Consider the following 23319-nt stretch of genomic DNA (forward strand, 5'->3'; position numbering starts at 1 on the left):
CTCTGCACATCCTTAAATCACCCCGGAGGTGAACTGTGAGTGCAGGCGTGCTAATCGGCATCGTGCTGGTTTTCCTGTTATTGGGCTACCTGATTTACGCCCTGTTAAACGCGGAGGCATTTTAATGGCCGCTCAAGCGTTTCTTCTGGTTGCCGGCTTTCTGCTGGTGCTGTTCCTGCTGGCGCGCCCGCTTGGATCGCTACTGGCAAAGCTGATTGCCGGTCAGCCTTTGCCGGGCGTTGGCGTGGTGGAAAACCTGCTCTGGCGCGGGTTGGGAATCGACACCCGTGAAATGAGCTGGCGACACTACCTGCTGGCGATCCTGTGGCTCAACCTGTTGGGCCTCGCCCTGCTGTTTGCCCTGCTGATGTTGCAAGGCATCCTGCCGCTGAACCCGCAGAACCTGCCTGGCCTCTCCTGGCACCTGGCGCTCAACACTGCGGTCAGCTTTGTCAGCAACACCAACTGGCAATCCTATGCCGGTGAAAGCACGCTGAGCTACTTTAGCCAGATGGTCGGCCTGACGGTGCAGAACTTCCTCTCTGCCGCCACCGGCATTGCGGTGGTGTTTGCGCTGATCCGCGCCTTCGCCCGCCGCAGCATGGAGACGCTGGGCAATGCGTGGGTCGATCTGACGCGCATTACGCTCTGGGTGCTGCTGCCGCTGGCACTGCTGATCGCCCTCTTTTTCATCCAGCAAGGCACGCTGCAAAACCTGCTCCCCTACCAGCCCTATACCTCCCTCGAAGGGGTTCAGCACCTGATGCCGATGGGTCCGGTCGCCTCGCAGGAAGCGATTAAAATGCTGGGCACCAATGGCGGCGGCTTCTTTAACGCCAACTCTTCCCATCCGTTTGAAAACCCGACGGCGCTGACCAACTTTGTGCAGATGCTGGCGATCTTCCTCATCCCTGCCGCGCTCTGTTTCGCCTTTGGTGAAGCGGTGAGCGACCGCCGCCAGGGGCAGATGCTGCTGTGGGCGATGTCGATAATCTTTGTCGTCTGCGTGGCGATTGTGATGCGGGCCGAGTGGCTAGGTAACCCGCACTTCCTGACGCTCGGCGGCGACAGCACCATCAACATGGAAGGTAAAGAGAGCCGCTTCGGCATTCTCGCCAGCAGCCTCTATGCCGTGGTGACTACCGCCGCTTCCTGCGGTGCGGTCAACGCTATGCATGACTCCTTTACCGCGCTGGGCGGCATGATCCCGATGTGGTTAATGCAGATTGGCGAAGTGGTGTTTGGCGGCGTCGGCTCCGGCCTTTACGGCATGCTGCTGTTTGTCCTGCTGGCGGTGTTTATCGCCGGGCTGATGATTGGCCGTACACCGGAGTTCCTCGGTAAAAAAATTGATGTCCGCGAAATGAAAATGACCGCGCTGGCGATCCTTGTCACCCCGGCGCTGGTGCTGATCGGCACGGCGCTGGCGATGATGACCGATGCCGGGCGCAGCGGCATGTTCAACCCCGGCATTCATGGCTTCAGTGAAGTGCTGTATGCCGTCTCCTCCGCCGCCAACAACAACGGCAGCGCCTTTGGCGGCCTGAGCGCCAACACGCCTTTCTGGAACTGTCTGCTCGCCTTCTGCATGTTTGTCGGCCGCTTCGGCGTGATCGTGCCGGTGCTGGCAATTGCAGGCTCGCTGGTGAGTAAAAAAATTCAGCCCACCAGCTCCGGCACCCTGCCGACCCACGGCCCGCTGTTTATCGGCCTGCTGATCGGCACCGTGCTGCTGGTTGGCGCATTGACCTTTATTCCTGCCCTGGCCCTCGGCCCGGTGGCGGAATACCTTCAGTTTTGAGTCTGGCGGAGACCACAATTATGAGTCGCAAACAACTGGCCCTGTTTGACGCGAACCTTGTTCGCCAGGCGCTGATGGGTTCCTTAACCAAACTAAGCCCGCAGGTGCAGTGGCGTAATCCGGTGATGTTTATCGTCTGGATCGGCAGCCTGCTCACTACCTTGCTGGCAATCGCCATGGCAACTGGTCACCTGGTCGGTGACGCGTGGTTTACCGGCGCAATCAGCCTCTGGCTTTGGGTGACGGTGCTGTTTGCCAACTTCGCCGAAGCGCTGGCGGAGGGGCGCAGTAAAGCACAGGCCAACAGCCTGAAAGGGGTGAAAAAGACCGTCTTTGCCCGCAAGCTTCGCGCGCCGCAGCACGATGCGCCGATGGATCATGTTCCGGCAGATGAGTTACGCAAAGGGGATATCGTGCTGGTTGAAGCGGGGGATATTATTCCCTGCGACGGCGAGGTGATCGAAGGCGGCGCGTCGGTGGATGAGAGCGCCATTACCGGTGAATCCGCACCGGTGATCCGCGAGTCCGGCGGCGATTTCGCCTCCGTCACCGGCGGCACGCGCATTCTGTCTGACTGGCTGGTGATCCAGTGCAGCGTCAACCCGGGCGAAACCTTTCTCGATCGCATGATTGCCATGGTTGAGGGCGCCCAGCGCCGCAAAACGCCTAACGAGATCGCGCTGACCATTCTGCTGGTGGCGCTGACCATTGTCTTCCTGCTGGCGACCGCCACGCTGTGGCCCTTCTCCGTTTACGGCGGCACGGCGGTCAGCGTCACGGTGCTGGTTGCGTTGCTGGTCTGCCTGATCCCGACCACCATTGGCGGCCTGCTATCGGCGATTGGCGTGGCGGGGATGAGCCGCATGCTGGGTGCGAACGTGATCGCCACCAGCGGCCGTGCGGTGGAAGCGGCAGGTGATGTCGATGTGCTGTTGCTGGATAAAACCGGCACCATCACTCTCGGCAACCGCCAGGCGTCGGACTTTCTGCCCGCGCGCGGCGTCGATGAGAAGACGCTGGCCGATGCGGCTCAGCTCTCTTCGTTAGCCGATGAAACCCCGGAAGGGCGCAGCATTGTGATCCTCGCCAAGCAGCGCTTTAACCTGCGCGAGCGGGATATGCAGAGCCTGCAAGCCACCTTCGTCCCCTTTACCGCGCAAACGCGCATGAGCGGGATTAATGTGCAGGATCGCATGATCCGCAAAGGCTCAGTGGATGCGATTCGTCGCCATATCGAGGCTAATGGCGGCACCTTCCCGGCAGATGTTGAGACGGGGGTGGAAAATGTGGCCCGCCAGGGCGCGACGCCGCTGGTGGTGGCGGAAGGGGCCAACGTGCTGGGCGTGATTGCGCTGAAAGATATCGTCAAAGGCGGCATTAAAGAGCGCTTTGCCCAGTTGCGTAAGATGGGCATCAAAACGGTGATGATCACCGGCGATAACCGCTTAACTGCCGCGGCGATTGCTGCCGAAGCGGGCGTGGATGACTTCCTTGCCGAAGCGACGCCGGAAGCGAAGCTGGCGCTGATTCGTCAATACCAGGCCGAAGGTCGGCTGGTGGCGATGACCGGCGATGGCACCAACGATGCGCCAGCGCTGGCGCAGGCGGATGTGGCGGTGGCGATGAACTCCGGTACCCAGGCGGCGAAAGAGGCGGGGAATATGGTCGATCTCGACTCGAACCCGACCAAGCTGATTGAGGTAGTGCATATCGGCAAACAGATGCTGATGACGCGCGGATCGCTCACCACCTTTAGTATTGCCAATGACGTGGCGAAATATTTTGCCATCATCCCTGCCGCGTTCGCTGCCACCTATCCGCAGCTCAACGCGCTGAATGTGATGCACCTGCACTCCCCCTCTTCGGCGATTTTAAGTGCGGTGATCTTTAACGCGCTGGTGATTGTGTTCCTCATCCCGCTGGCGCTGAAAGGCGTGAGCTACAAGCCGCTGACCGCCTCGGCGATGCTGCGTCGCAACTTGTGGATTTACGGGCTGGGCGGTCTGCTGGTGCCGTTTATCGGTATCAAAGCAATCGATCTGTTGCTCACGCTGTTCGGTCTGGTTTAAGGAGTGAAAAAGATGGCTTTATTACGTCCCGCCTTTCTGCTTTTAATACTGCTGACGTTTATTACCGGCGGGCTTTACCCGCTGCTGACCACCGCCCTTGGGCAGTGGTGGTTTCACGACCAGGCGAACGGCTCGCTGATCGAGCAAGGCGACACGGTGCGCGGCTCGCGTCTGCTGGGCCAGGATTTTACCGCGCCGGGTTATTTTCACGGTCGCCCTTCCGCGACCGCCGATGCGCCTTATAATCCGATGGCTTCGGGCGGCAGTAATCTGGCGGGCAGCAACCCGGAGCTGGATAAGCAGGTGGCCGAACGCGTGGCGCAGCTGCGCGCGGCAAACCCGCACTCACCAAAAGCGATTCCGGTGGAGCTGTTAACCACTTCCGCCAGCGGGCTGGATGGTCAACTCTCGCCGCAGGCGGCCAGCTGGCAGATCCCGCGTGTGGCGCAAGCGCGCGGCTTGTCGGTGCAGACGGTCAATGATTTGGTTAATAGATACACCGAAACACCGCTGGTTAATTTCCTCGGTCAGCCGGTGGTGAATGTGGTTGAACTTAATCTGGCGCTGGATGCGCTGAAGGACAAATAACGCATGAGTGATGAGCCGTTGCGCCCCGATCCCGACCGCCTGCTGGAGCATGCCGCTACGGCACACCGGGGCAAGCTGAAGATCTTCTTTGGTGCCTGCGCCGGGGTAGGTAAAACCTTTGCCATGTTGCAGGAAGCGCAGCGGCTGCGGGCGCAGGGGCTGGATGTGCTGCCGGGCGTGGTAGAGACGCACGGGCGCAAAGAGACCGCCGCGCTGATGGCGGGCCTGCCCCTGCAACCCGTGCGGCGCATCGCCCATCGCGGGCGCGTGGTGCATGAGTTTGATCTGGACGCGGCCCTCGCGCGGCGTCCAGCGCTGATCCTGATGGATGAGCTGGCGCACAGTAACGCCCCCGGCTCGCGTCACCCGAAACGCTGGCAGGATGTAGAGGAGCTGCTGGAAGCCGGCATCGACGTTTTTACCACCGTCAATGTTCAGCATCTGGAGAGCCTGAATGATGTAGTCAGTGGCGTGACCGGCATTCAGGTGCGCGAAACGGTGCCCGATCCCTTTTTTGATAGCGCTGATGAGATTGTGCTGGTCGACCTGCCGCCGGACGATCTGCGCCAGCGGCTGCATGAAGGCAAAGTCTATATTGGCGGCCAGGCGGAGCGCGCCATTGAGCACTTCTTTCGCAAAGGCAATCTGATTGCGCTGCGCGAGCTGGCGCTGCGGCGCACCGCCGACCGGGTGGATGACCAGATGCGCGCCTGGCGCGATCGCCTCGGTGAAGAGAAGGTGTGGCATACGCGCGACGCCATTCTGCTCTGCGTCGGTCACGGCGCGGGTAACGAGAAACTGATTCGCACCGCAGCGAGGCTGGCAGCCAAACTCGGTAGCGCCTGGCATGCGGTCTATGTTGAAACCCCGACCCTGCACAAATTACCGGAGTCACAGCGGCGGGCGATCTTAAGCGCCCTGCGGCTGGCCCAGGAGCTGGGCGCAGAGACCGCGACGCTCGCCGATCCGGCGGAAGACCGCGCGATACTGCGCTACGCCCGGGAACATAACCTCGGCAAAATCCTGATTGGCCGCCGCGATAACCGCCGCTGGTGGCACCGCGAATCCTTTGCCGACCGTCTGGCGCGCCGCGCGCCGGATCTTGATCTGGTGATTATTGCCCTCCAGGAGATCACCCAGCCGCTGCCTGCGCGTAGCGGCGATTCCCGCCCTTTTTTCGACCGCTGGCGCGTGCAGCTCACTGGTTGCGCGGTTGCGCTGGCGCTTTGCGCGGCGATCACCTTTATCGCTTTGCAGTGGCTGACGGCCTTTGAGGCCACCAACCTGGTGATGATTTATCTGCTGGGCGTGGTGCTGGTGGCGCTGTTCTATGGCCGCTGGCCATCGGCCTTCGCCACGGTGATTAACGTCATCAGCTTCGATCTCTTTTTTATCTCGCCGCGCGGCACGCTGGCGGTGTCGGATGTGCAGTATCTGCTCACCTTCGGCGTGATGCTGACCGTCGGGCTGGTGATTGGTAACCTTACCGCCGGGGTGCGTTACCAGGCAAGGGTGGCGCGTTACCGTGAGCGGCGCACGCGTCATCTCTATGAGATGTCGAAAGCGCTGGCGGCGGGACGCAATAATCAGGATATCGCCGCCACCAGCGAAACGTTTATTCACTCCACCTTTGAGGCGCGCAGCAAACTGCTGCTGCCGAACAGCGAAGGTAAACTGGCGGCGGTAACGGAAAACCAGGGCATGACGCCGTGGGATGATGCCATCGCCCGCTGGAGCTTTGATAAGGGACAGCCTGCGGGCGCAGGCACCGATACGCTGCCCGGCGTGCCCTATCAAATCTTGCCGCTGAAAAATGATGACACTGTGTATGGCCTGCTGATTGTCGAGCCGGCGAATCTGCGCCAGCTGATGATCCCGGAGCAGCAGCGTCTGCTGGAGACCTTCACCCTGCTGGTGGCGAACGCGCTTGAGCGCCAGGCGCTGGCGACGCGCGAAGAGCAGGCGCGGCTTGCCAGCGAGCGCGAGAGCCTGCGCAACTCGCTGCTGGCCGCCCTCTCCCACGATCTGCGCACCCCGCTGACGGTGTTGTTTGGTCAGGCGGAGATCCTGACGCTGGATCTCGCCAGCGAAGGGTCGAAACATGCCCCGCAGGCCAACGAGATCCGCCAGCATGTGCTCAACACCACCCGGCTGGTTAATAACCTGCTGGATATGGCGCGCATTCAGTCTGGCGGCTTTAATTTAAAACGTGAGTGGCTGACGCTTGAAGAAGTCGTCGGCAGTGCGCTGCGCACGCTAGAGCCAGTGATGGGCGGGCGGCACATTGCGCTGTCGCTGCCCGACCCGCTGATGCTGGTGCACGTTGATGGCCCGCTGTTTGAGCGGGTGTTGATCAACCTGCTGGAAAACGCGGTGAAATATGCCGGATCCGGTGCGCAGATTGGTATTGAATCGCACAGCACACCGAGCGAGTGGACGCTGGAGGTGTGGGATAACGGGCCGGGGATCCCGCCGGGCCAGGAGCACGCCATTTTTGAAAAATTTGCGCGCGGCACCAAAGAGTCGGCCATTCCCGGCGTTGGCCTGGGGCTGGCGATTTGCCAGGCGATTGTCGAGGTGCATGGCGGCACCATCGACGCGCAAAACCGCCCGCAGGGAGGCGCGCGCTTTTATGTTACACTCGCGCAGGAAACGCCCCCGCAACTGGATGAATTACCCGAGGATCTGTGATTAACGTTCTGATTGTCGAAGATGAACAGGCCATCCGCCGCTTTCTGCGCACCGCGCTGGAGGCTGAGGGGCTGCGCGTGCACGAAGCAGAGACGCTGCAGCGCGGGTTAATTGAAGCGGCAACGCGCAAGCCGGATCTGGCGATCCTCGACCTCGGTTTGCCAGATGGTGACGGACTCGATTTTATCCGCGATGTGCGCCAGTGGAGCCAGATGCCGATTATTGTTCTGTCGGCACGCATCGAAGAGAGCGACAAGATCGCCGCGCTGGATGCCGGCGCGGATGATTACCTCAGTAAACCTTTCGGCATTGGCGAATTACAGGCGCGGCTGCGGGTTGCGCTGCGCCGCCATGCCGCCAGCACGCCGGGCGAACCGGTGATCACCTTTGGCGATATCCGCGTTGATCTCGCCAGCCGCCGCATCCAGCGCGGCGACGAGGAGATCCACCTGACGCCGATTGAGTTTCGCCTGCTGGCGGTGCTGCTCAATAACCACGGCAAAGTGCTGACCCAGCGGCAATTGTTAAGCCAGGTGTGGGGGCCGAATGCCGTTGAGCATAGCCATTACCTGCGAATTTATATGGGGCATTTGCGCCAGAAGCTGGAGAGCGACCCGGCGCGCCCGCGTCATCTGTTGACCGAGACCGGGATCGGGTATCGGTTTATGTTATGAGGCGTGATTTGCACGTCTGATTGCCGGATGGCGCTACGCTTATCCGGCCTACGGGTACGTGTTCCGCGCAGTTTGATTGCCGGATGGCGCTGCGCTTATCCGGCCTACGGGTTACGTGTTCTGCGCGGTTTGACTGCCGGATGGCGCTGCGCTTATCCGGCCTACGGGTTATATGTTCCGCGTGGTTTGATTGCCGGATGGCGCTGCGCTTATCCGGCCTACGGGTTACGTGTTCTGCGCGGTTTGACTGCCGGATGGCGCTACGCTTATCCGGCCTACGGGGTTTCGGGTTTATTGTTTGATGCAGTTGTAGGTCGGATAAGGCGTCAGCCGCCATCCGACACAAAAAAGGCTCCCGAGGGAGCCTTTTTTATTGTGCCGCGATTTACGCGTTTTTCAGCACTTCGCTGACAATTTCCACCGCTTCTTTCTCAATCAACTTACGGTGTTCGTCGCCGAGGAAGCTTTCGCAGTAGATTTTGTAGGCGTCTTCGGTGCCGGACGGACGCGCGGCAAACCAGCCGTTGTCCGTCATCACTTTCAGGCCACCAATCGAGGCGCCGTTGCCCGGTGCTGCGGTCAGGCGAGCGGTGATCGCATCCCCCGCCAGCGTGCTGGCGCTCACCATCTCAGGCGAGAGTTTGGACAGTGCCGCTTTCTGTGCGGAAGAGGCCGCAGCCTGCAGACGGTTGTAGCTTGGCGCGCCAAAGCGGGCAGCCAGTTCGTCATAGTGCTGCTGCGGGTTTTTACCGGTCACCGCAGTGATCTCCGCCGCCAGCAGGCACATGATGATGCCATCTTTATCCGTAGACCACGGCGTGCCGTCGAAACGCAGGAAGGAAGCGCCCGCACTCTCTTCGCCGCCGAAGCCGAAGCTGCCGTCGTGCAGACCATCAACAAACCACTTAAAGCCCACCGGCACTTCCACCAGCTTACGGCCAAGGTCGTTAACCACGCGGTCAATCATTGCAGAGGAGACCAGCGTCTTACCGACTGCAACATCTTTGCCCCACTGCGGACGATGCTGGAACAGATAGTTGATCGCTACCGCCAGGTAGTGGTTCGGGTTCATCAGACCAGCCGGGGTCACAATGCCGTGGCGGTCATAATCCGGGTCGTTGGCGAAGGCGAGGTCAAACTTATCGCGCAGCGCCAGCAGACCGGCCATCGCGCACTCGGAGGAGCAGTCCATGCGGATCGCGCCATCTTTATCGAGGTGCATAAAGCGGAAAGTCTGGTCGACTTCATCATTCACGATGGTGAGGTCGAGCTTGTAGTGCTCGGCGATACGTTTCCAGTACTCAATACCGGAGCCGCCCAGCGGATCGACGCCCAGTTTCAGGCCCGCTTTCTGGATCGCCGCCATATCGACGATCTCCGCCAGCCCTTCAATAAACGGCTGCACCAGATCTTTTTCAGTGACATGACCGGAAGCCATCGCCGCATCCAGCGAAATGCGTTTCACGCCTTTCAGACCGTCGGCCAGCAGCACGTTAGCGCGATCTTCCACCACTTTGGTGACGTTGGTGTCGGCCGGGCCGCCGTTCGGCGGGTTGTATTTGATGCCGCCATCTTCCGGCGGGTTATGGGACGGCGTAATCACGATACCATCCGCCTGCGCGCCACCATTTTTGTTGTGCACAAGGATTGCATTAGAGATGGCAGGCGTAGGCGTAAAGCCGTTATTTTCCTGCACGATGATATCGACGCCGTTGGCAGCCAACACTTCCAGCACGGAGATAAACGCCGGCTCAGAGAGGGCATGCGTGTCTTTACCGACATAGCACGGCCCGGTGATGCCGTTTTTTGCACGCTCTTCGGCAATCGCCTGCGCAATGGCAAGGATATGCGGCTCGTTAAAGCTGTGACGCCATGCGCTACCACGGTGACCTGAGGTACCAAATTTCACCGCATGGTCAGCGTTGCCAACTTCCGGTTTCAACACATAGTACTGCGCAGTCAGCTGCGCGACGTTAATCAAATCGCCCTGTTGCGCAGGTTGGCCCGCGCGCGGATGGTTTGCCATTGCTTCGTCCTTTTAATGCAAGGATTAAATTGTGCCGCAAACTTTCTCAATCAGCTCCGCCGGGAACTGCATTGATTGCATGATGTGTTCAATCATGCTGCATTTACGGCCCGTATTCGTGTTGGTGATGACCCAGTAAGGGGTGTTCGGCACTTGCTTCGGCTTGGTCTGGTTGCCGTTCTGCAGCAGGGTGCGCTCATCAGCGGCAAAGTATACGCGCGTGCGACCGTGCAGAGATTCAGTGGATTCCGTAAACCCTTTGTCATCGAGTGAATAGAGTGTAGACAGGATTAGCAGAAAGCGATTAACCGCTTTTTTCTGCTCGGCGTATTCGTCCGAGAGCAGAAGCTCGCGAACAGCGCGGACCTTATCCCGGGTGGTGTTGGCCGGTTTCACCTCTTCGACGACGCTTGCAGCGCGTGTCTCTTTCACCGGCGCGGCGGGCGCTGCAGAGGGAGACGATGATGCGGCGGAGAACTTCAGCATACGCCGTAAAATCTCGGATGCGCTCTCGCCAATGTGCTTGGTATGGCTGGCAATGTAACTGTAGAGCTCATCATCAACTTCAATCGTTTTCATCTTAATCCAGTGCTATATAAAATCTGAATACAAGTATTGGGATTATAAAGTGAAATCCCAACAGCGGATAGGTACACCCCAGGATGGCGGCAAAACTCAGAGTAATGCTTAGCCTTGCAGCCGGGCGGCAGAATGTTCACCATAATAACCTAACCCGTTGGAGTGAAAAAAAGAACTTTGCCATGAAATTGAACACGCGCGCGCAAACTGCACAACATCCGCACAACAATTCCCCGATTGTGCTGGTTCACGGCCTTTTCGGCAGCCTCGATAACCTCGGCGTGCTCGCCCGTGACCTGGTGCAGGATCACGATGTGCTGCAGGTGGATATGCGTAATCACGGCGTGTCGCCCCGCTCACCGGAGATGAACTACCCGGCGATGGCGCAGGACCTGCTTGATACGCTTGATGCCCATCAGATTGAAAAAGCGACCTTTATCGGCCACTCCATGGGCGGCAAAGCGGTGATGGCGCTAACTTCACTGGCACCCGATCGCATCGATCGCCTGGTGGCGATTGATATGGCGCCCGTGGATTATAAGGTGCGCCGTCACGATGAGATCTTTGCCGCTATCAACGCCGTCAGCGAGGCGAACGTTTCGTCACGTTATCAGGCGGCGGCGCTGATGCGCGAGCAGCTTGATGAAGAGGGCGTGGTTCAGTTTTTACTGAAATCCTTCGTGGATGGTGAGTGGCGCTTCAACGTGCCGGTGCTGTGGGATCAATATGCCAATATTGTTGGCTGGGAGACCATTCCGGCGTGGGATAAGCCTGCCCTCTTCGTCTGCGGCGGCAACTCCTCTTACGTCACCGATGCCTACCGCGATGCGCTGCTGGCGCAATTTCCCCAGGCGCGGGCGTATGTCATTGCCGGTGCCGGGCACTGGGTGCATGCAGAAAAACCTGATGCGGTACTGCGGGCCATCCGCCGTTATCTGGCAGAGTAAGGCCAACTGATTAAAAAGGCGGCGACCGGTCGTTTCAACGCGCCCGGTCGTTGGCGTGCCGATGTTGGTGATGTATGATGGCGCGCTATTCAGCCCGGGCAGCGGCCCGATTGCGTGTTTTCCCGTAGTATTCATATCATGGCTAAAGAACAAACGGACCGTACGACACTAGATCTCTTCGCGAATGAGCGTCGCCCGGGACGGCCGAAGACCAACCCGCTCTCGCGTGATGAACAGTTGCGCATTAATAAACGCAACCAGCTTAAACGCGATAAGGTTCGTGGGCTTAAGCGCGTCGAACTGAAACTGAATGCGGAAGCGGTGGAAGCCTTAAATGAGCTGGCCGAAGCGCGTGAGATAAGCCGCAGCGAACTTATCGAAGAGATGCTGCTGGCGCAGCTTAAAGCCCTGCGCGGATAGCGATTCTTCTGAATCCTCATCAAATTCCCCTTTTCGTGTGGCATACAGTGCAGTCCGCGGCAATAGCAGTTTCCGCGTTCTTCTCTGTTCTGCTATGATTGCCCTTATCTGTGGGCTTAGCGCTCCCCCTATACTCATTAAGATTCAAGAGGTTATTTTACTCATGGCAATTACAGGCATTTTCTTCGGCAGCGACACCGGCAACACCGAAAACATCGCCAAAATGATCCAAAGCCAGCTTGGTAAAGACGTCGCCGATGTTCATGACATTGCCAAGAGCAGTAAGGAAGATATCGAAGGGTATGACATCCTGTTGCTCGGCATTCCGACCTGGTATTACGGTGAAGCGCAGTGCGACTGGGATGACTTCTTCCCGACGCTGGAAGAGATTGATTTTAATGGTAAGTTAGTGGCGCTGTTCGGCTGCGGCGATCAGGAAGATTACGCTGAGTACTTCTGTGATGCGCTGGGCACCATTCGCGACATTATTGAACCGCGCGGCGCGACGATTGTGGGTCACTGGCCGACTGCCGGTTACCATTTCGAAGCTTCAAAAGGCCTGGCAGATGACGATCACTTTGTCGGTCTGGCGATTGACGAAGACCGCCAGCCAGAACTGACCGCCGAGCGCGTGCAGAAGTGGGTGAAGCAGGTTTCTGAAGAGCTGCATCTGGATGAAATCCTGAATGCCTGATTTTTATGGCGCAATCTGCTGGTTGCGCCGTATCAATAGGTAAAAGCAATCGAAATAATTGCTACATTTTTTTAACTTTCCTACTCATCCCTGTACAATAAGCGCTGCTTAACGCAGTACGCCCGACCGGGAGTTGTCGGCGATACCACGTTTTAAAAGCTTACTTTACTTGAGGGCTTGCAGTTTTCATTTATACATGGCAGTTCTATAATGATACGCATTCGCCCGGGTGCATTCCTTATAACTTCCGAGAAGGAAGTGAATCGTATAGCAACAGGACAGATTCCGCATGACTGACAACAATACCGCATTAAAGAAGGCCGGCCTGAAAGTCACGCTTCCACGTTTAAAAATTCTGGAAGTGCTTCAGGAGCCGGATAACCATCATGTCAGTGCGGAAGATCTTTATAAGCGTCTGATCGACATGGGTGAAGAGATTGGTCTGGCAACGGTGTACCGTGTGCTGAACCAGTTTGATGACGCCGGGATTGTCACCCGTCACAACTTCGAAGGCGGCAAGTCCGTTTTTGAACTGACGCAGCAGCATCACCACGATCACCTTATCTGCCTCGACTGCGGTAAAGTCATCGAATTCAGTGATGATTCCATCGAATTGCGCCAGCGCGAAATCGCCGCTAAACACGGCATCCGCCTGACGAACCACAGTCTCTACCTTTACGGCCACTGCGCCGAAGGTGACTGCCGCGAAGATGAACACGCGCACGACGCAAAATAAGTTCTTCTGAACGTTAAAAGCCAACCGTCAGGTTGGCTTTTTTTATGCCTGCCGGCTGAGCGGCGCGTTAAAAGGTTACGCCGCTCAGAGAGGAAAGCGATCAGGCTTTCAGGCTATCGACACGGCTGACACGCCTGCCATCAGGGCTTGCGCTGCGTAGCTGAATTTCTCCTTTAACCTGTGGACGGGATTTCGCTTCGTAGTACTGCCATGTTTTGCCGCGATCGAGGGAGTACTCGACCACCAGCCCCGGGAAGCGAGTGTTGACCTCAAGCACACCGTCAACAATTCGCGCCCCCGGCACCGGCAGACGATAATTAATGCCCGCTTTATCCAGCTTCGCCAGCTCGCGATGTCCCAGCAGATTGGCAAAACGCTGCCAGTCTGCCGTTAAGGCCTTCTGATCGACCCACTGCGTCTCGCCGCCTTTGTATTCACGCCCCGCCTGGTAATCCAGCTCCCAGCTTGCGCGGTGCCATGCCCGCTCAGCGACGGCGACCAGACGCGGATAGATCATATACTCCATCTGCTCATCCGTGCGCACCACTTCGCTCCACAGCTCGGCGGAAAGCCCGTAGGCGCCAGGCCACGGCTTGTCTGATTTGGCGCTGAACGCGTTGCCGTCACGGTCGACCGACGTTTCCGCATTTTGCGGCATGTTGTCCGGTGCAAAATTGAAGATCTTGCGCTCATCGCTGAAACGCGTCCCCCAGTAGTAACCGCTTTCATCCGGGTGAACTTCACTCGGGAAGTCGAGATAGACGTAGTCCGGGTTGGAGACCACCACGCGGAAGCCTTTGTTCGCCCAGTCATTGACGGAATCGAAACCGCCCCAGTAGAGCGCATCCCAGAAGTTGACATTCACATGTCTGGTGGCAAAAACAGAGGCGTCTTTGGCATCTTTAAGCCCATCCTGCCACGCCTGCATCACATCAATGCCGTGCGCCTTAACCAGCTTGCTCACCTCAGCGCCAAAGTAGCTGGAGAGGTGCTCAACGTCGCTCACTTTCCCGGCTTTGATCATCGCCTGGCAGGCCTCGGATTTCGCCCACGGCTTATCCTGCCTGCTCTGATCGATGACGCCTTTACCCGGCTGCGGATCTTTCATATCCGTATAGCCAGCCCCCAGATAGATATTTTTCGCCTCATCGCCGCCGAAGTGCCAGGTGTGCAGCGGCAGACCCGCTTCTCTGTGCATCTGCTGGATTTCGCCCATCACCTTATCGACAAAGTTGCGCGAGGAGTCCAGGCATGGATTGAGATAACCGGTGCGATCGTAGAACTGTACGCCAGCGGTAACAGAGGTATCCGTCGGATCGAGCAGGCGGTAACGGCTCGCCTCGCTCTCTTTACCCTCTTTTATCAGGCGATGGTAACGCGCCTCCATTGAAATGACCGCCGCGCGCGCATGGGCGGGCATATCGATCTCCGGGATCACCTCAATGTGCCGCGCTTTGGCATATTTGAGGATCTCGATATAGTCGGCGCGGGTAAAGTAACCGCTGCCGTTGTTATCACGATCCGGCCCGGATCCCAACTGCGGCAGCAGGCACTGCTTCTCGCTCAGATCGTGGCAGCGCTGGCTGCCAATCTCAGTTAGCTCCGGCAGCCCGGGGATTTCAATGCGCCACCCTTCATCGTCCGTCAGATGGAAGTGGAATTTATTCAGCTTGTAAGCTGCCATCTGATCCAGCAGGCGTAGCACCGCCGCTTTGCTGTGGAAATTACGCCCGACATCCAGATGAATACCGCGATAGTCGAAGCGCGGTGCATCTTTCGCCATCAGAGCGGGGATAGTCATCGCCCCCTGCGCGGGGAGAAGCGAAAGCAGGGATTGCAGGCCATAGAAGACGCCGCTCTGATCAAAACCGGTCACCACCGCCTCTTTATCACTGATACGCAGCTGATAGGCACCGTTGATCGCCTCCTCACTCTTGAACGCTTTACGCACAATTTCGGTACGTAGCGGATAACTCCCCTCTTCCACGCCGAGCATGGCGAAGCGCGCTTTAATGGCGTTTTGCGCATCAGGCATCAGCGCTGAAAGGTCAAATTTCACCCCCTGGCTGAGATCGATATCCCGACCGTAAATTTTTACCTCGCGCGGCGTCGGCACAATCTGTCCGCGCAGCGAGGCGAGGTTCATCGCTTTGATATCGCTGTTTTGCGCAAAGCGCGCTTCAGCGGTCATCAGGATATTTTTATCGTCCGGCGTCCGCTGCCATTGCTCGCCAAGCGGTGTGACGAACTGGGCAAGATCTTCCGTATTCGTATTGGCGATGGTTTTTGGCGTCGCTTCCTCACCTGTGACATACCAGCGCGGCAGCACATCGGTAATAAAGAGTTGCCAGTACTCATTAATGATTGGGATCTCAACGGACTGATTCGCCGGAAAACCAGTAAATTGCCCGGTAGGCTCAAGCTTATGCAGGTCGCCCATGATATGGGTCACTTTGAACTGCGGGTTCGCGACTTGCAGAACGGGGCGAATACTGTGGAAGTAGATCGCCCACTCATTATCGGTCACCGCCTCGCCTTTATTGGTGAGCGTGATCACCGCTTTGTTGCATGAGGCCCAGTCTGCGCCGAGCTTCGCACAATCAACGCCATGCTGTGCGGCAAAGTTATCTTTTACGGCGTAGTTCAGATTGAACTGGCTGATGGCGTCAACCGTGCTCTGGCTTGCCAGTGCAGCGACACTACCAAGCAGCGCTGCAACTGCGCCCGCCAGCAGGCTTAAACGTGCTGTATGCATTCTCTGTTCCTTAGGGTTGCCAATGCCCGGCAACAAATTAATTAGAAAAGGGTAAACGGCGCGATGACCATCAATTTCACGTCGCGCTCATCCTGGAAAATGTTGCCGTAACCGCCGGCATAGCTCGGGATAGCGGAGTGGTTGTCATACTGGGTAAAGTGCAGTTTAAACATCGTCCCTTTGGCGCGCCCCTCTTGCAGGGTATAGATGGCATCCAGGCTATACGCGGACTCTTTCAGACGATAATCGGCGCTGTACCACGCATCCGGCACGGCCATTTCGGCCGGTTTTGCGCCCCAGGCGTAGGCGTAAGAGGCGCCAATTTGTAAGCCGGGCAAGTTGCAACTCTCCAGATCGTACATCGCCCCCAGGAAGAGCGCTTTTTCGCCATTGGCATTGAAGTCGGAGCGGTTATCCCACCAGATATCGAGACGACCATTGGAGGAGGCATAGGTTGGCGTCATGCGCTGCAAAAAGTAGCCCTGCTGGCCTTCTGCTTTTACCCATGTTCCTTCGAGGCGCAGCGCGAGTGGTCCGACCGTGTAACCGAAGGTCAGCGCCTGCAGCCAGGCGGTGCCGTCGTAAAGATCGTTGATGCCGCGATCGCTGACTTTGTCGCGGGCACCATAAAACTGATAGCTGGTGCTGAACGGTTGATTTGCCACATCCAGCTGGTAGCTGGCTTTTGCAAAATATTGATCGACATAGCCCTGCGACTGGCCAAACGCAGCCTCCAGCACGAGGTTATTTTTGAAATCATATTTTGCGCCGAGCGAATGGAGATAATCGACCCGGTGCTCTCTGTCATTTTGCCAGAACTTATCCATCTCGATATGCCAGGGCGCTTTATATCCATTGGCCCACATATACGAAACGCTCAGCGCGCCAGCATCGCCATAGTCGTTATTAATGCCCGCTTCCGCGCCCTGGTAGGTGCCCGGCATAAAACTCCAGTGCGGCGCTAATAGCGTCTGCCCGGTAGGCTGAATATAACCGGCGCGCGCCCAGAGAGCGCCATATTTGAATTTTGCTGCGGCTTTATAGAGGCTGATGCCGCTCTTATCGCCGGACCAGCGCTCTTTATAAGCTTTATTGCTGCCGGAGAAAGCGATTTCATTGGGATGGGCGCTATCTCCGTTTTCCGCCATTTCAATCGCCGTAAAAGCAGCGATATCCAGGCCAAACATATCTGCCGCATAGCCTGATTGAAAATCCAGACTGGCATTCCACGTAGCGTGAGAGAGGTTCGTTTTATATTTATTATCGAGAATATCTTTACGGTCGCGCTCACGCTGCCAGTAATAGATCCCGCCGGTGAGCGTTGAGTCATCAATAAAACCGCTTGCCTTCGCCTGCGCGGGAAGCGCCAGGCCTGACATGGCGGTAACGGCGGCAATAGCCAGCGATAGCGAACTCCGTTTACCTGCAAACGCGCACATACATTGATTCCTTTTAAATGTAAAAATCCCCGCCGCGGCGGCGATAAAAATTAACAACAGGAAGTCTGTTATAGATATTCCCTAAGTAAACAACAGCACAAAGCCTATTTTTCGCGTTGTGAATTATCAACGTGTTTTTAAGCAAAAATAATGGAGTATGACGAAGTGCACAGAATTAAATGAGGATTAAATATTGTTTGATAAACCACGCAAATAAATAACCCATCTGTATTCATTCGATATTTAATTCTTTATCAGCGAGAGGGTTTTATCACTATTCTGATTACTGCTTCCGCAACATTTGAGAAATAAAAAAGCAGAACACCAACAGAGGGAAGATATTAATTTTCGGCACAAATATGTATTAATTGTAATGCGCAGGTTAATAATAAAAAAACGCCGCAAGAAGCGGCGTTTTTTTATAGTGGTCACTGATTGATGTAATCAGTCGCCGATTTTAGCCCAGGTATCACGCAGGCCTACCGTGCGGTTAAACACGAGTTTGTCCGCGGTGGCATAGCGGCTATCGAGGCAGAAGTAGCCTTCGCGCTCAAACTGATATGCTTTGCCCGCCTGCGCCTCTTTCAGCGATGGCTCGGCAAAACCCTGCTTAATGACCAGCGATTCCGGGTTGATGGTGACGAGGAAATCCTCGGCTGCACCCGGGTTTGGCACGCTGAACAGACGATCGTAGAGACGAATCTCAACCGGCTGCGCATGCTGCGCGCTGACCCAGTGGATCACGCCTTTAACCTTGCGGCCATCGGCAGGATCTTTACTCAGCGTCTCGGCGTCGTAAGAGCAGAAAATGGTGGTGATGTTGCCTTCGGCATCTTTCTCAACGCGTTCCGCTTTGATCACATAAGCGTTACGCAGACGCACCTCTTTGCCGAGCACCAGACGTTTGTACTGCTTGTTGGCTTCTTCGCGGAAATCAGCGCGATCGATCCAGATCTCACCGCTGAACGGCACTTCACGGGTGCCCATCTCCGGCTTGTTCGGATGGTTCGGCATGGTGACGATTTCGCTGCTGCCCTGCGGGTAGTTTTCGATAACCAGTTTCACCGGGTCGATAACCGCCATCGCGCGCGGCGCGTTTTCGTTGAGATCTTCACGAATGCAGGATTCCAGCGACGCCATTTCAATGGTGTTGTCCTGCTTGGTCACGCCAATGCGCTTGCAGAATTCACGGATAGAAGCAGCGGTATAGCCACGACGGCGCAGGCCAGAGATGGTCGGCATACGCGGATCGTCCCAGCCCTCAACGTGCTTGTCGGTCACCAGCAGGTTAAGCTTACGCTTGGACATCACGGTGTATTCTAGATTCAGGCGCGAGAATTCGTACTGGCGCGGGTGAACCGGAATGGTGATGTTATCCAGCACCCAGTCATACAGACGACGGTTGTCCTGGAACTCCAGCGTACAGAGGGAGTGGGTGATCCCTTCCAGCGCATCGCTGATGCAGTGGGTAAAGTCGTACATCGGGTAGATGCACCACTTGTTGCCGGTCTGATGGTGTTCAGCAAATTTAATACGGTAGATAACCGGGTCGCGCATCACGATAAACGGCGAAGCCATATCGATTTTCGCACGCAGACAGGCCTTACCCTCTTCAAAACCACCCGCACGCATCTTTTCAAACAGCGCCAGGTTCTCTTCTACGCTGCGATCGCGGTACGGGCTGTTTTTACCCGGCTGCGTCAGAGTGCCGCGGTATTCGCGGATTTCGTCGCCGGTCAGTTCGTCTACGTAGGCCAGGCCTTTGTTGATCAGTTCAACCGCGTAGCTATACAGCTTATCGAAGTAGTCTGAGGAGTAGCAGATGTCGCCAGACCAGTGAAAGCCCAACCACTGTACGTCGTTTTTGATTGACTCAACGTACTCGATATCTTCTTTTGCCGGGTTGGTATCATCGAAACGCAGGTTGCACTGGCCGTTGTAATCCTGTGCGATACCGAAGTTCAGGCAGATGGATTTCGCGTGGCCGATGTGCAGGTAGCCGTTCGGCTCCGGCGGAAAACGGGTATGGACGGTGGTGTGTTTACCACTGGCCAGATCTTCATCAATGATCTGGCGGATAAAGTTAGTCGGGCGGGCTTCAGCCTCACTCATCACAGGTTCCTCAAGGCGTAAACAACGTATAACGGCATATGATCTAATAAGAGGACGCAGGAAACAACCTTTACTTATACAAATCACTGATGCTCAGGGGAAAGGTATTCTTCCGCATAGTGTGCCTGCCGACAGCGGAGATCCTGCGTGGTCGGCGTGAGGATCACAGGGCTGACGATCTCATCACCTCTTCCACTGCGAGGAAGATAACCGGGCGCTTCAATACACCAGCCCCACGAGTAAAAATTGGTGCCGTGAAGAAAGAAGATCATATTTTCCCACTGGGATTTTTTCTCGACATCAATATGGCCCTGCCTGTCGGCGCGGAACTCCTCCGGTGCGGGATAGTATCCCGGTGGGGAACGTCCGGTGCTGACCCACATCATCGCTGTTGGCAGCGGCTCTCCGGCTGGATTACGTACATCCAATTCATAATGCGGGCGAATAGTTGCGTAACGCGGAATACAGCCGCTTAGCGCCGTCGTCATCACCAGCGCGTATAAAATCCTTTTCATTATTCACCTCTGTAAAATAGCGGCCACCAGTATGGCATTCATTAAACGGCGGGTAAAAAAAAGCGGCGGAGGAGATCCCCCGCCGCTTAAGGCTAATGTGCCGACTCAGGAGCAATCAGCCTTTAATTTCGTACAACGGTGTCTGACCCGCAACGACATGGCCTTGCGCCTTAATGACAAGGCCGCTGAAATCATCAATATTGCTGACGACAACCGGGCTAATCATTGAGCGGGCATTGGCATTGAGGTACGCCAGATCCATTTCGAGGATCGGTTGACCGGCAACCACTTCCGCGCCCTCTTCAACCAGACGGGTAAAGCCCTGACCGCCCAGCGCAACCGTATCAATGCCCATATGGACAACGATCTCGGCACCTTTTTCGGTCTCCAGGCAGAAGGCATGATTGGTATTGAAGATTTTCACAATCGTACCGGCCGCCGGAGAAACTACGGTTTTATCCGTCGGTTTTACCGCCACGCCGTCGCCTACCGCTTTGCTGGCAAAGGCTTCGTCCGGCACCTGCTCCAGCGCCACCACCTCACCGGTAACCGGCGATAAGAGTTCGGCAATCACGACTGAATTCGGCACCGCCTGCGGTTTCGCCGCGGCGGCTGGTGCTGCCTGAGTCGGTGCTGCATTGCTGCTTGCTGCGGCCGGGACATCCCCTGCCGTTTTCATCGCGTTGGCAATTTTCTCAGCCACAAAGCCGACAATAATCTGCACGCTGGTTTTGTTGAGACGAATCACGCCGGTTGCGCCCAGGCGTTTCGCCATCGTTTCGTTGACCAGGGAAGAGTCATTCACGTTAAGACGCAGACGGGTGATGCAGGCATCAATACCGGTCAGGTTCGCCGAGCCGCCGACGGCAGCAATGTACTGACGCGCCAGGCCGCTGACATCCTGCTCGCTATTCGCGCTGATATTGACATCCTGACCATCGGTTTCATCCCCGGCGACAGCCAGTTCGCGACCCGGGGTCAGCATGTTGAATCGCTTAATGGTGAAGCGGAATACCACGTAGTAGATAACAAAGAACACCAGACCCTGCGGGATCAGCATCCACCACTGGGTCGCCAGCGGGTTACGTGAAGAGAGCACCATATCCACCAGCCCGGCGCTGAAGCCGAAACCGGCAATCCAGTGCATGCTGGCTGCGATATAGACGGAGATACCGGTCAGAATGGCGTGAATGACATACAGCACCGGCGCCACGAACATAAAGGAGAACTCCAACGGCTCAGTGATGCCGGTAAAGAAGGCGGCGAAGGCACCGGCCATCATAATCCCCAGCACTTTGGCTTTGTTCTCAGGACGCGCGCACTGGTAGATCGCCAGCGCCGCACCCGGCAAGCCGAACATCATGATCGGGAAGAAGCCCGCCTGATAACGCCCGGTGATCCCCACCGTCGCTTTACCGGCTTCAATAGACTGCGCGCCGCCGAGGAAGTTAGGGATATCGTTAATACCCGCCACGTCAAACCAGAAGACCGAGTTCAGGGCGTGATGCAGACCGACCGGGATCAGCAGACGGTTGAAGAAGGCGTAAACACCCGCGCCGACAGAGCCGAGTTTCTGAATATGTTCACCAAAGCTGACCAGGCCACTAAAGACCACTGGCCAGATAAACATCATGATAAAGGCCACAGCGATCATCACAAATGAGGTGATGATCGGCACCAGACGGCGGCCGCTAAAGAAGGAGAGCGCTTTCGGCAGTTCGACGGTGCTGAAGCGGTTGTAAAGCTCAGCGGCGATGATCCCGACCAGAATACCGACAAACTGGTTTTCAATTTTGCCGAAGGCCGCGGGAACCTGATCCAGCGGAATTTTTTGAATCATCGACACCGCGGCAGGCGAGCAGAGGGTCGTTAACACCAGGAAGCCGACAAAGCCGGCCAGCGCCGCAGCGCCATCTTTATCTTTGGACATCCCATAAGCGACGCCGACCGCAAACAAGACGCCCATGTGGTCGATGATCGCTGAACCGGATTTGATAAACAGCGCGGCCAGGGCGTTTTGGCTCCCCCAGCCAACAGGGTCGATCCAGTAGCCGACCCCCATCAAAATCGCTGCCGCGGGCAGCGTGGCGACCGGCACCATCAGCGCGCGGCCAACCTTCTGTAAATAGCCTAAAATACTCACTTTATTCCCCCTATGAGCTCAACGTGAGCCCACTGAAACAGTTGTTTTTTATTGTGTAACGAACCCTGAACTGATGCCTGTTTTTCCACTACCTGACGAAGTGTCTGCAAAATTAATTCGCCTCGCAAATTAAACGCGCATTTTCTGTGATAAAAATCACTAACTATCGTTATCACCGTTCCTCAATACTGGCAAACAACAAAAACTTATTTTAAGATCAAAAATATCAAAGCGGATCGCTCCCTTCTTATGACGAAACCAGGTTACGCTTAACGCTGAGCCAGAAGGCGCACCGCCAATGCTTTTCATTAAACTTTGAGGTGAACAATGAGACTGATTCCCCTGGCGACAGCTGAACAGGTCGGTAAATGGGCCGCCCGCCATATCGTCAACCGCATTAACGCATTCAACCCCACCGCCGATCGTCCTTTTGTACTTGGCCTGCCAACCGGCGGAACGCCGCTTACGGCCTACAAAGCATTAGTTGAAATGCACAAAGCGGGCCAGGTCAGCTTTAAGCATGTCGTCACCTTTAACATGGACGAATATGTTGGCCTGGCGAAGGATCATCCGGAGAGTTACCACAGCTTTATGCACCGTAATTTCTTCGATCACGTTGATATTCCTGCTGAAAACATTAACCTGCTCGATGGAAACGCGCCCGATATTGACGCAGAATGCCGTCGTTACGAAGAAAAAATTCGCGCTTACGGCAAAATTCACCTGTTTATGGGCGGCGTAGGCAACGATGGTCATATCGCTTTTAACGAACCGGCATCGTCGCTGGCATCGCGTACCCGTATTAAAACGTTGACCCACGATACCCGCGTAGCGAACTCGCGCTTCTTCGACGGTGACGTCAATCAGGTGCCTAAATATGCCCTGACAGTTGGCGTCGGCACGCTGCTCGATGCCGAAGAGGTGATGATTCTGGTGCTGGGCAACGTCAAGGCGCAGGCGCTGCAGGCTGCCGTTGAGGGTAACGTCAACCATATGTGGACCATCAGCTGCCTGCAGCTGCATCCGAAAGCGGTTATCGTCTGCGACGAGCCGTCCACGATGGAGCTGAAAGTCAAAACGCTTAAGTACTTCAACGAGTTAGAAGCGGAAAATATTAAAGGTCTGTAAGT

Annotated in this window: 18 protein-coding genes; 11 read left to right on the plus strand and 7 right to left on the minus strand. The window is 56.5% G+C overall.

All coding sequences use genetic code 11. The features are described 5' to 3' along the window. The first annotated feature begins 35 nt into the window (after positions 1-35). The 6 genes from kdpF to kdpE are packed head-to-tail and all read left to right on the plus strand — an operon-like array spanning position 36 to position 7823. Entirely contained in the window at positions 36-125 is a 90-nt protein-coding gene (kdpF, locus tag N7V53_RS03930) for a K(+)-transporting ATPase subunit F (protein ID WP_034813094.1), read from the plus strand. Next, positions 125-1801, plus strand: coding sequence for a potassium-transporting ATPase subunit KdpA (kdpA, locus tag N7V53_RS03935; protein ID WP_279792208.1), 1677 nt, complete (start codon positions 125-127; stop codon positions 1799-1801). Before kdpF ends, kdpA begins: the two co-directional genes overlap by 1 nt. A gap of 20 nt (positions 1802-1821) precedes the next feature. Next, entirely contained in the window at positions 1822-3870 is a 2049-nt protein-coding gene (gene kdpB / locus N7V53_RS03940; RefSeq protein ID WP_279792209.1) for a potassium-transporting ATPase subunit KdpB, read from the plus strand. A gap of 12 nt (positions 3871-3882) precedes the next feature. After that, positions 3883-4458, plus strand: coding sequence for a potassium-transporting ATPase subunit KdpC (kdpC, locus tag N7V53_RS03945; RefSeq protein WP_139568544.1), 576 nt, complete (start codon positions 3883-3885; stop codon positions 4456-4458). Positions 4459-4461: 3 nt separating this feature from the next. Further along, a complete protein-coding gene (gene kdpD, locus N7V53_RS03950; protein WP_279792211.1) occupies positions 4462-7149 on the plus strand; it encodes a two-component system sensor histidine kinase KdpD in 2688 nt (895 codons plus the stop codon). Beyond that, complete coding sequence (kdpE, locus tag N7V53_RS03955; RefSeq protein WP_094420469.1) at positions 7146-7823, plus strand: two-component system response regulator KdpE; 678 nt, start codon at positions 7146-7148, stop codon at positions 7821-7823. Before kdpD ends, kdpE begins: the two co-directional genes overlap by 4 nt. A gap of 385 nt (positions 7824-8208) precedes the next feature. Here the strand turns inward: kdpE and pgm are convergent, their stop codons facing one another. Together pgm and seqA are read right to left on the minus strand one after the other, a co-directional pair. Further along, on the minus strand, positions 8209-9849 hold the full coding sequence (gene pgm, locus N7V53_RS03960) for a phosphoglucomutase (alpha-D-glucose-1,6-bisphosphate-dependent) (RefSeq protein ID WP_279792214.1): 1641 nt from the start codon (positions 9847-9849) through the stop codon (positions 8209-8211). Between the two features lie 24 nt (positions 9850-9873). Beyond that, the gene (seqA, locus tag N7V53_RS03965) at positions 9874-10428 is read right to left on the minus strand and encodes a replication initiation negative regulator SeqA (protein ID WP_076769558.1); all 555 of its coding nucleotides are present in this window, start codon (positions 10426-10428) and stop codon (positions 9874-9876) included. Positions 10429-10610: 182 nt separating this feature from the next. On the opposite strand from seqA, the gene ybfF reads away from it, so the two are divergent. The 4 genes from ybfF to fur all read left to right on the plus strand — a co-directional run bounded on the left by ybfF (position 10611) and on the right by fur (position 13225). Continuing rightward, the gene (gene ybfF / locus N7V53_RS03970) at positions 10611-11375 is read left to right on the plus strand and encodes an esterase (protein ID WP_279792216.1); all 765 of its coding nucleotides are present in this window, start codon (positions 10611-10613) and stop codon (positions 11373-11375) included. Positions 11376-11513: 138 nt separating this feature from the next. Next, complete coding sequence (gene ybfE / locus N7V53_RS03975) at positions 11514-11795, plus strand: LexA regulated protein (protein ID WP_023479957.1); 282 nt, start codon at positions 11514-11516, stop codon at positions 11793-11795. Positions 11796-11958: 163 nt separating this feature from the next. Then, positions 11959-12489, plus strand: coding sequence for a flavodoxin FldA (gene fldA, locus N7V53_RS03980; protein WP_023480004.1), 531 nt, complete (start codon positions 11959-11961; stop codon positions 12487-12489). A gap of 289 nt (positions 12490-12778) precedes the next feature. Beyond that, complete coding sequence (fur, locus tag N7V53_RS03985; protein ID WP_023479956.1) at positions 12779-13225, plus strand: ferric iron uptake transcriptional regulator; 447 nt, start codon at positions 12779-12781, stop codon at positions 13223-13225. 100 nt (positions 13226-13325) lie between these two features. Here the strand turns inward: fur and N7V53_RS03990 are convergent, their stop codons facing one another. From N7V53_RS03990 to nagE, 5 genes are all read right to left on the minus strand, one after another. Further along, complete coding sequence (locus tag N7V53_RS03990; protein ID WP_279792218.1) at positions 13326-15980, minus strand: beta-N-acetylhexosaminidase; 2655 nt, start codon at positions 15978-15980, stop codon at positions 13326-13328. 41 nt (positions 15981-16021) lie between these two features. Further along, positions 16022-17419: an OprD family outer membrane porin gene (locus N7V53_RS03995; protein ID WP_279792220.1), complete on the minus strand. Its 1398-nt coding sequence runs from the start codon at positions 17417-17419 to the stop codon at positions 16022-16024. Between the two features lie 444 nt (positions 17420-17863). Further along, positions 17864-19531 carry a glutamine--tRNA ligase gene (gene glnS, locus N7V53_RS04000; protein WP_279792222.1) on the minus strand — a complete coding sequence of 556 codons (1668 nt, stop codon included), beginning with the start codon at positions 19529-19531 and terminating at the stop codon, positions 17864-17866. An 83-nt stretch (positions 19532-19614) separates the two neighbouring features. Beyond that, positions 19615-20046 carry a membrane lipoprotein lipid attachment site-containing protein gene (locus N7V53_RS04005; RefSeq protein WP_279792224.1) on the minus strand — a complete coding sequence of 144 codons (432 nt, stop codon included), beginning with the start codon at positions 20044-20046 and terminating at the stop codon, positions 19615-19617. A 115-nt stretch (positions 20047-20161) separates the two neighbouring features. After that, a complete protein-coding gene (nagE, locus tag N7V53_RS04010) occupies positions 20162-22189 on the minus strand; it encodes an N-acetylglucosamine-specific PTS transporter subunit IIBC (RefSeq protein WP_279792226.1) in 2028 nt (675 codons plus the stop codon). Positions 22190-22516: 327 nt separating this feature from the next. Here nagE and nagB point away from each other — a divergent pair, with 327 nt between their 5' ends. After that, entirely contained in the window at positions 22517-23317 is an 801-nt protein-coding gene (gene nagB / locus N7V53_RS04015; protein WP_023479948.1) for a glucosamine-6-phosphate deaminase, read from the plus strand. Positions 23318-23319: the final 2 nt, after the last annotated feature.

The sequence above is a fragment of the Kosakonia sp. HypNH10 genome, assembly GCF_029850615.1.
Classification (GTDB): Bacteria; Pseudomonadota; Gammaproteobacteria; order Enterobacterales; family Enterobacteriaceae; genus Kosakonia; species Kosakonia cowanii.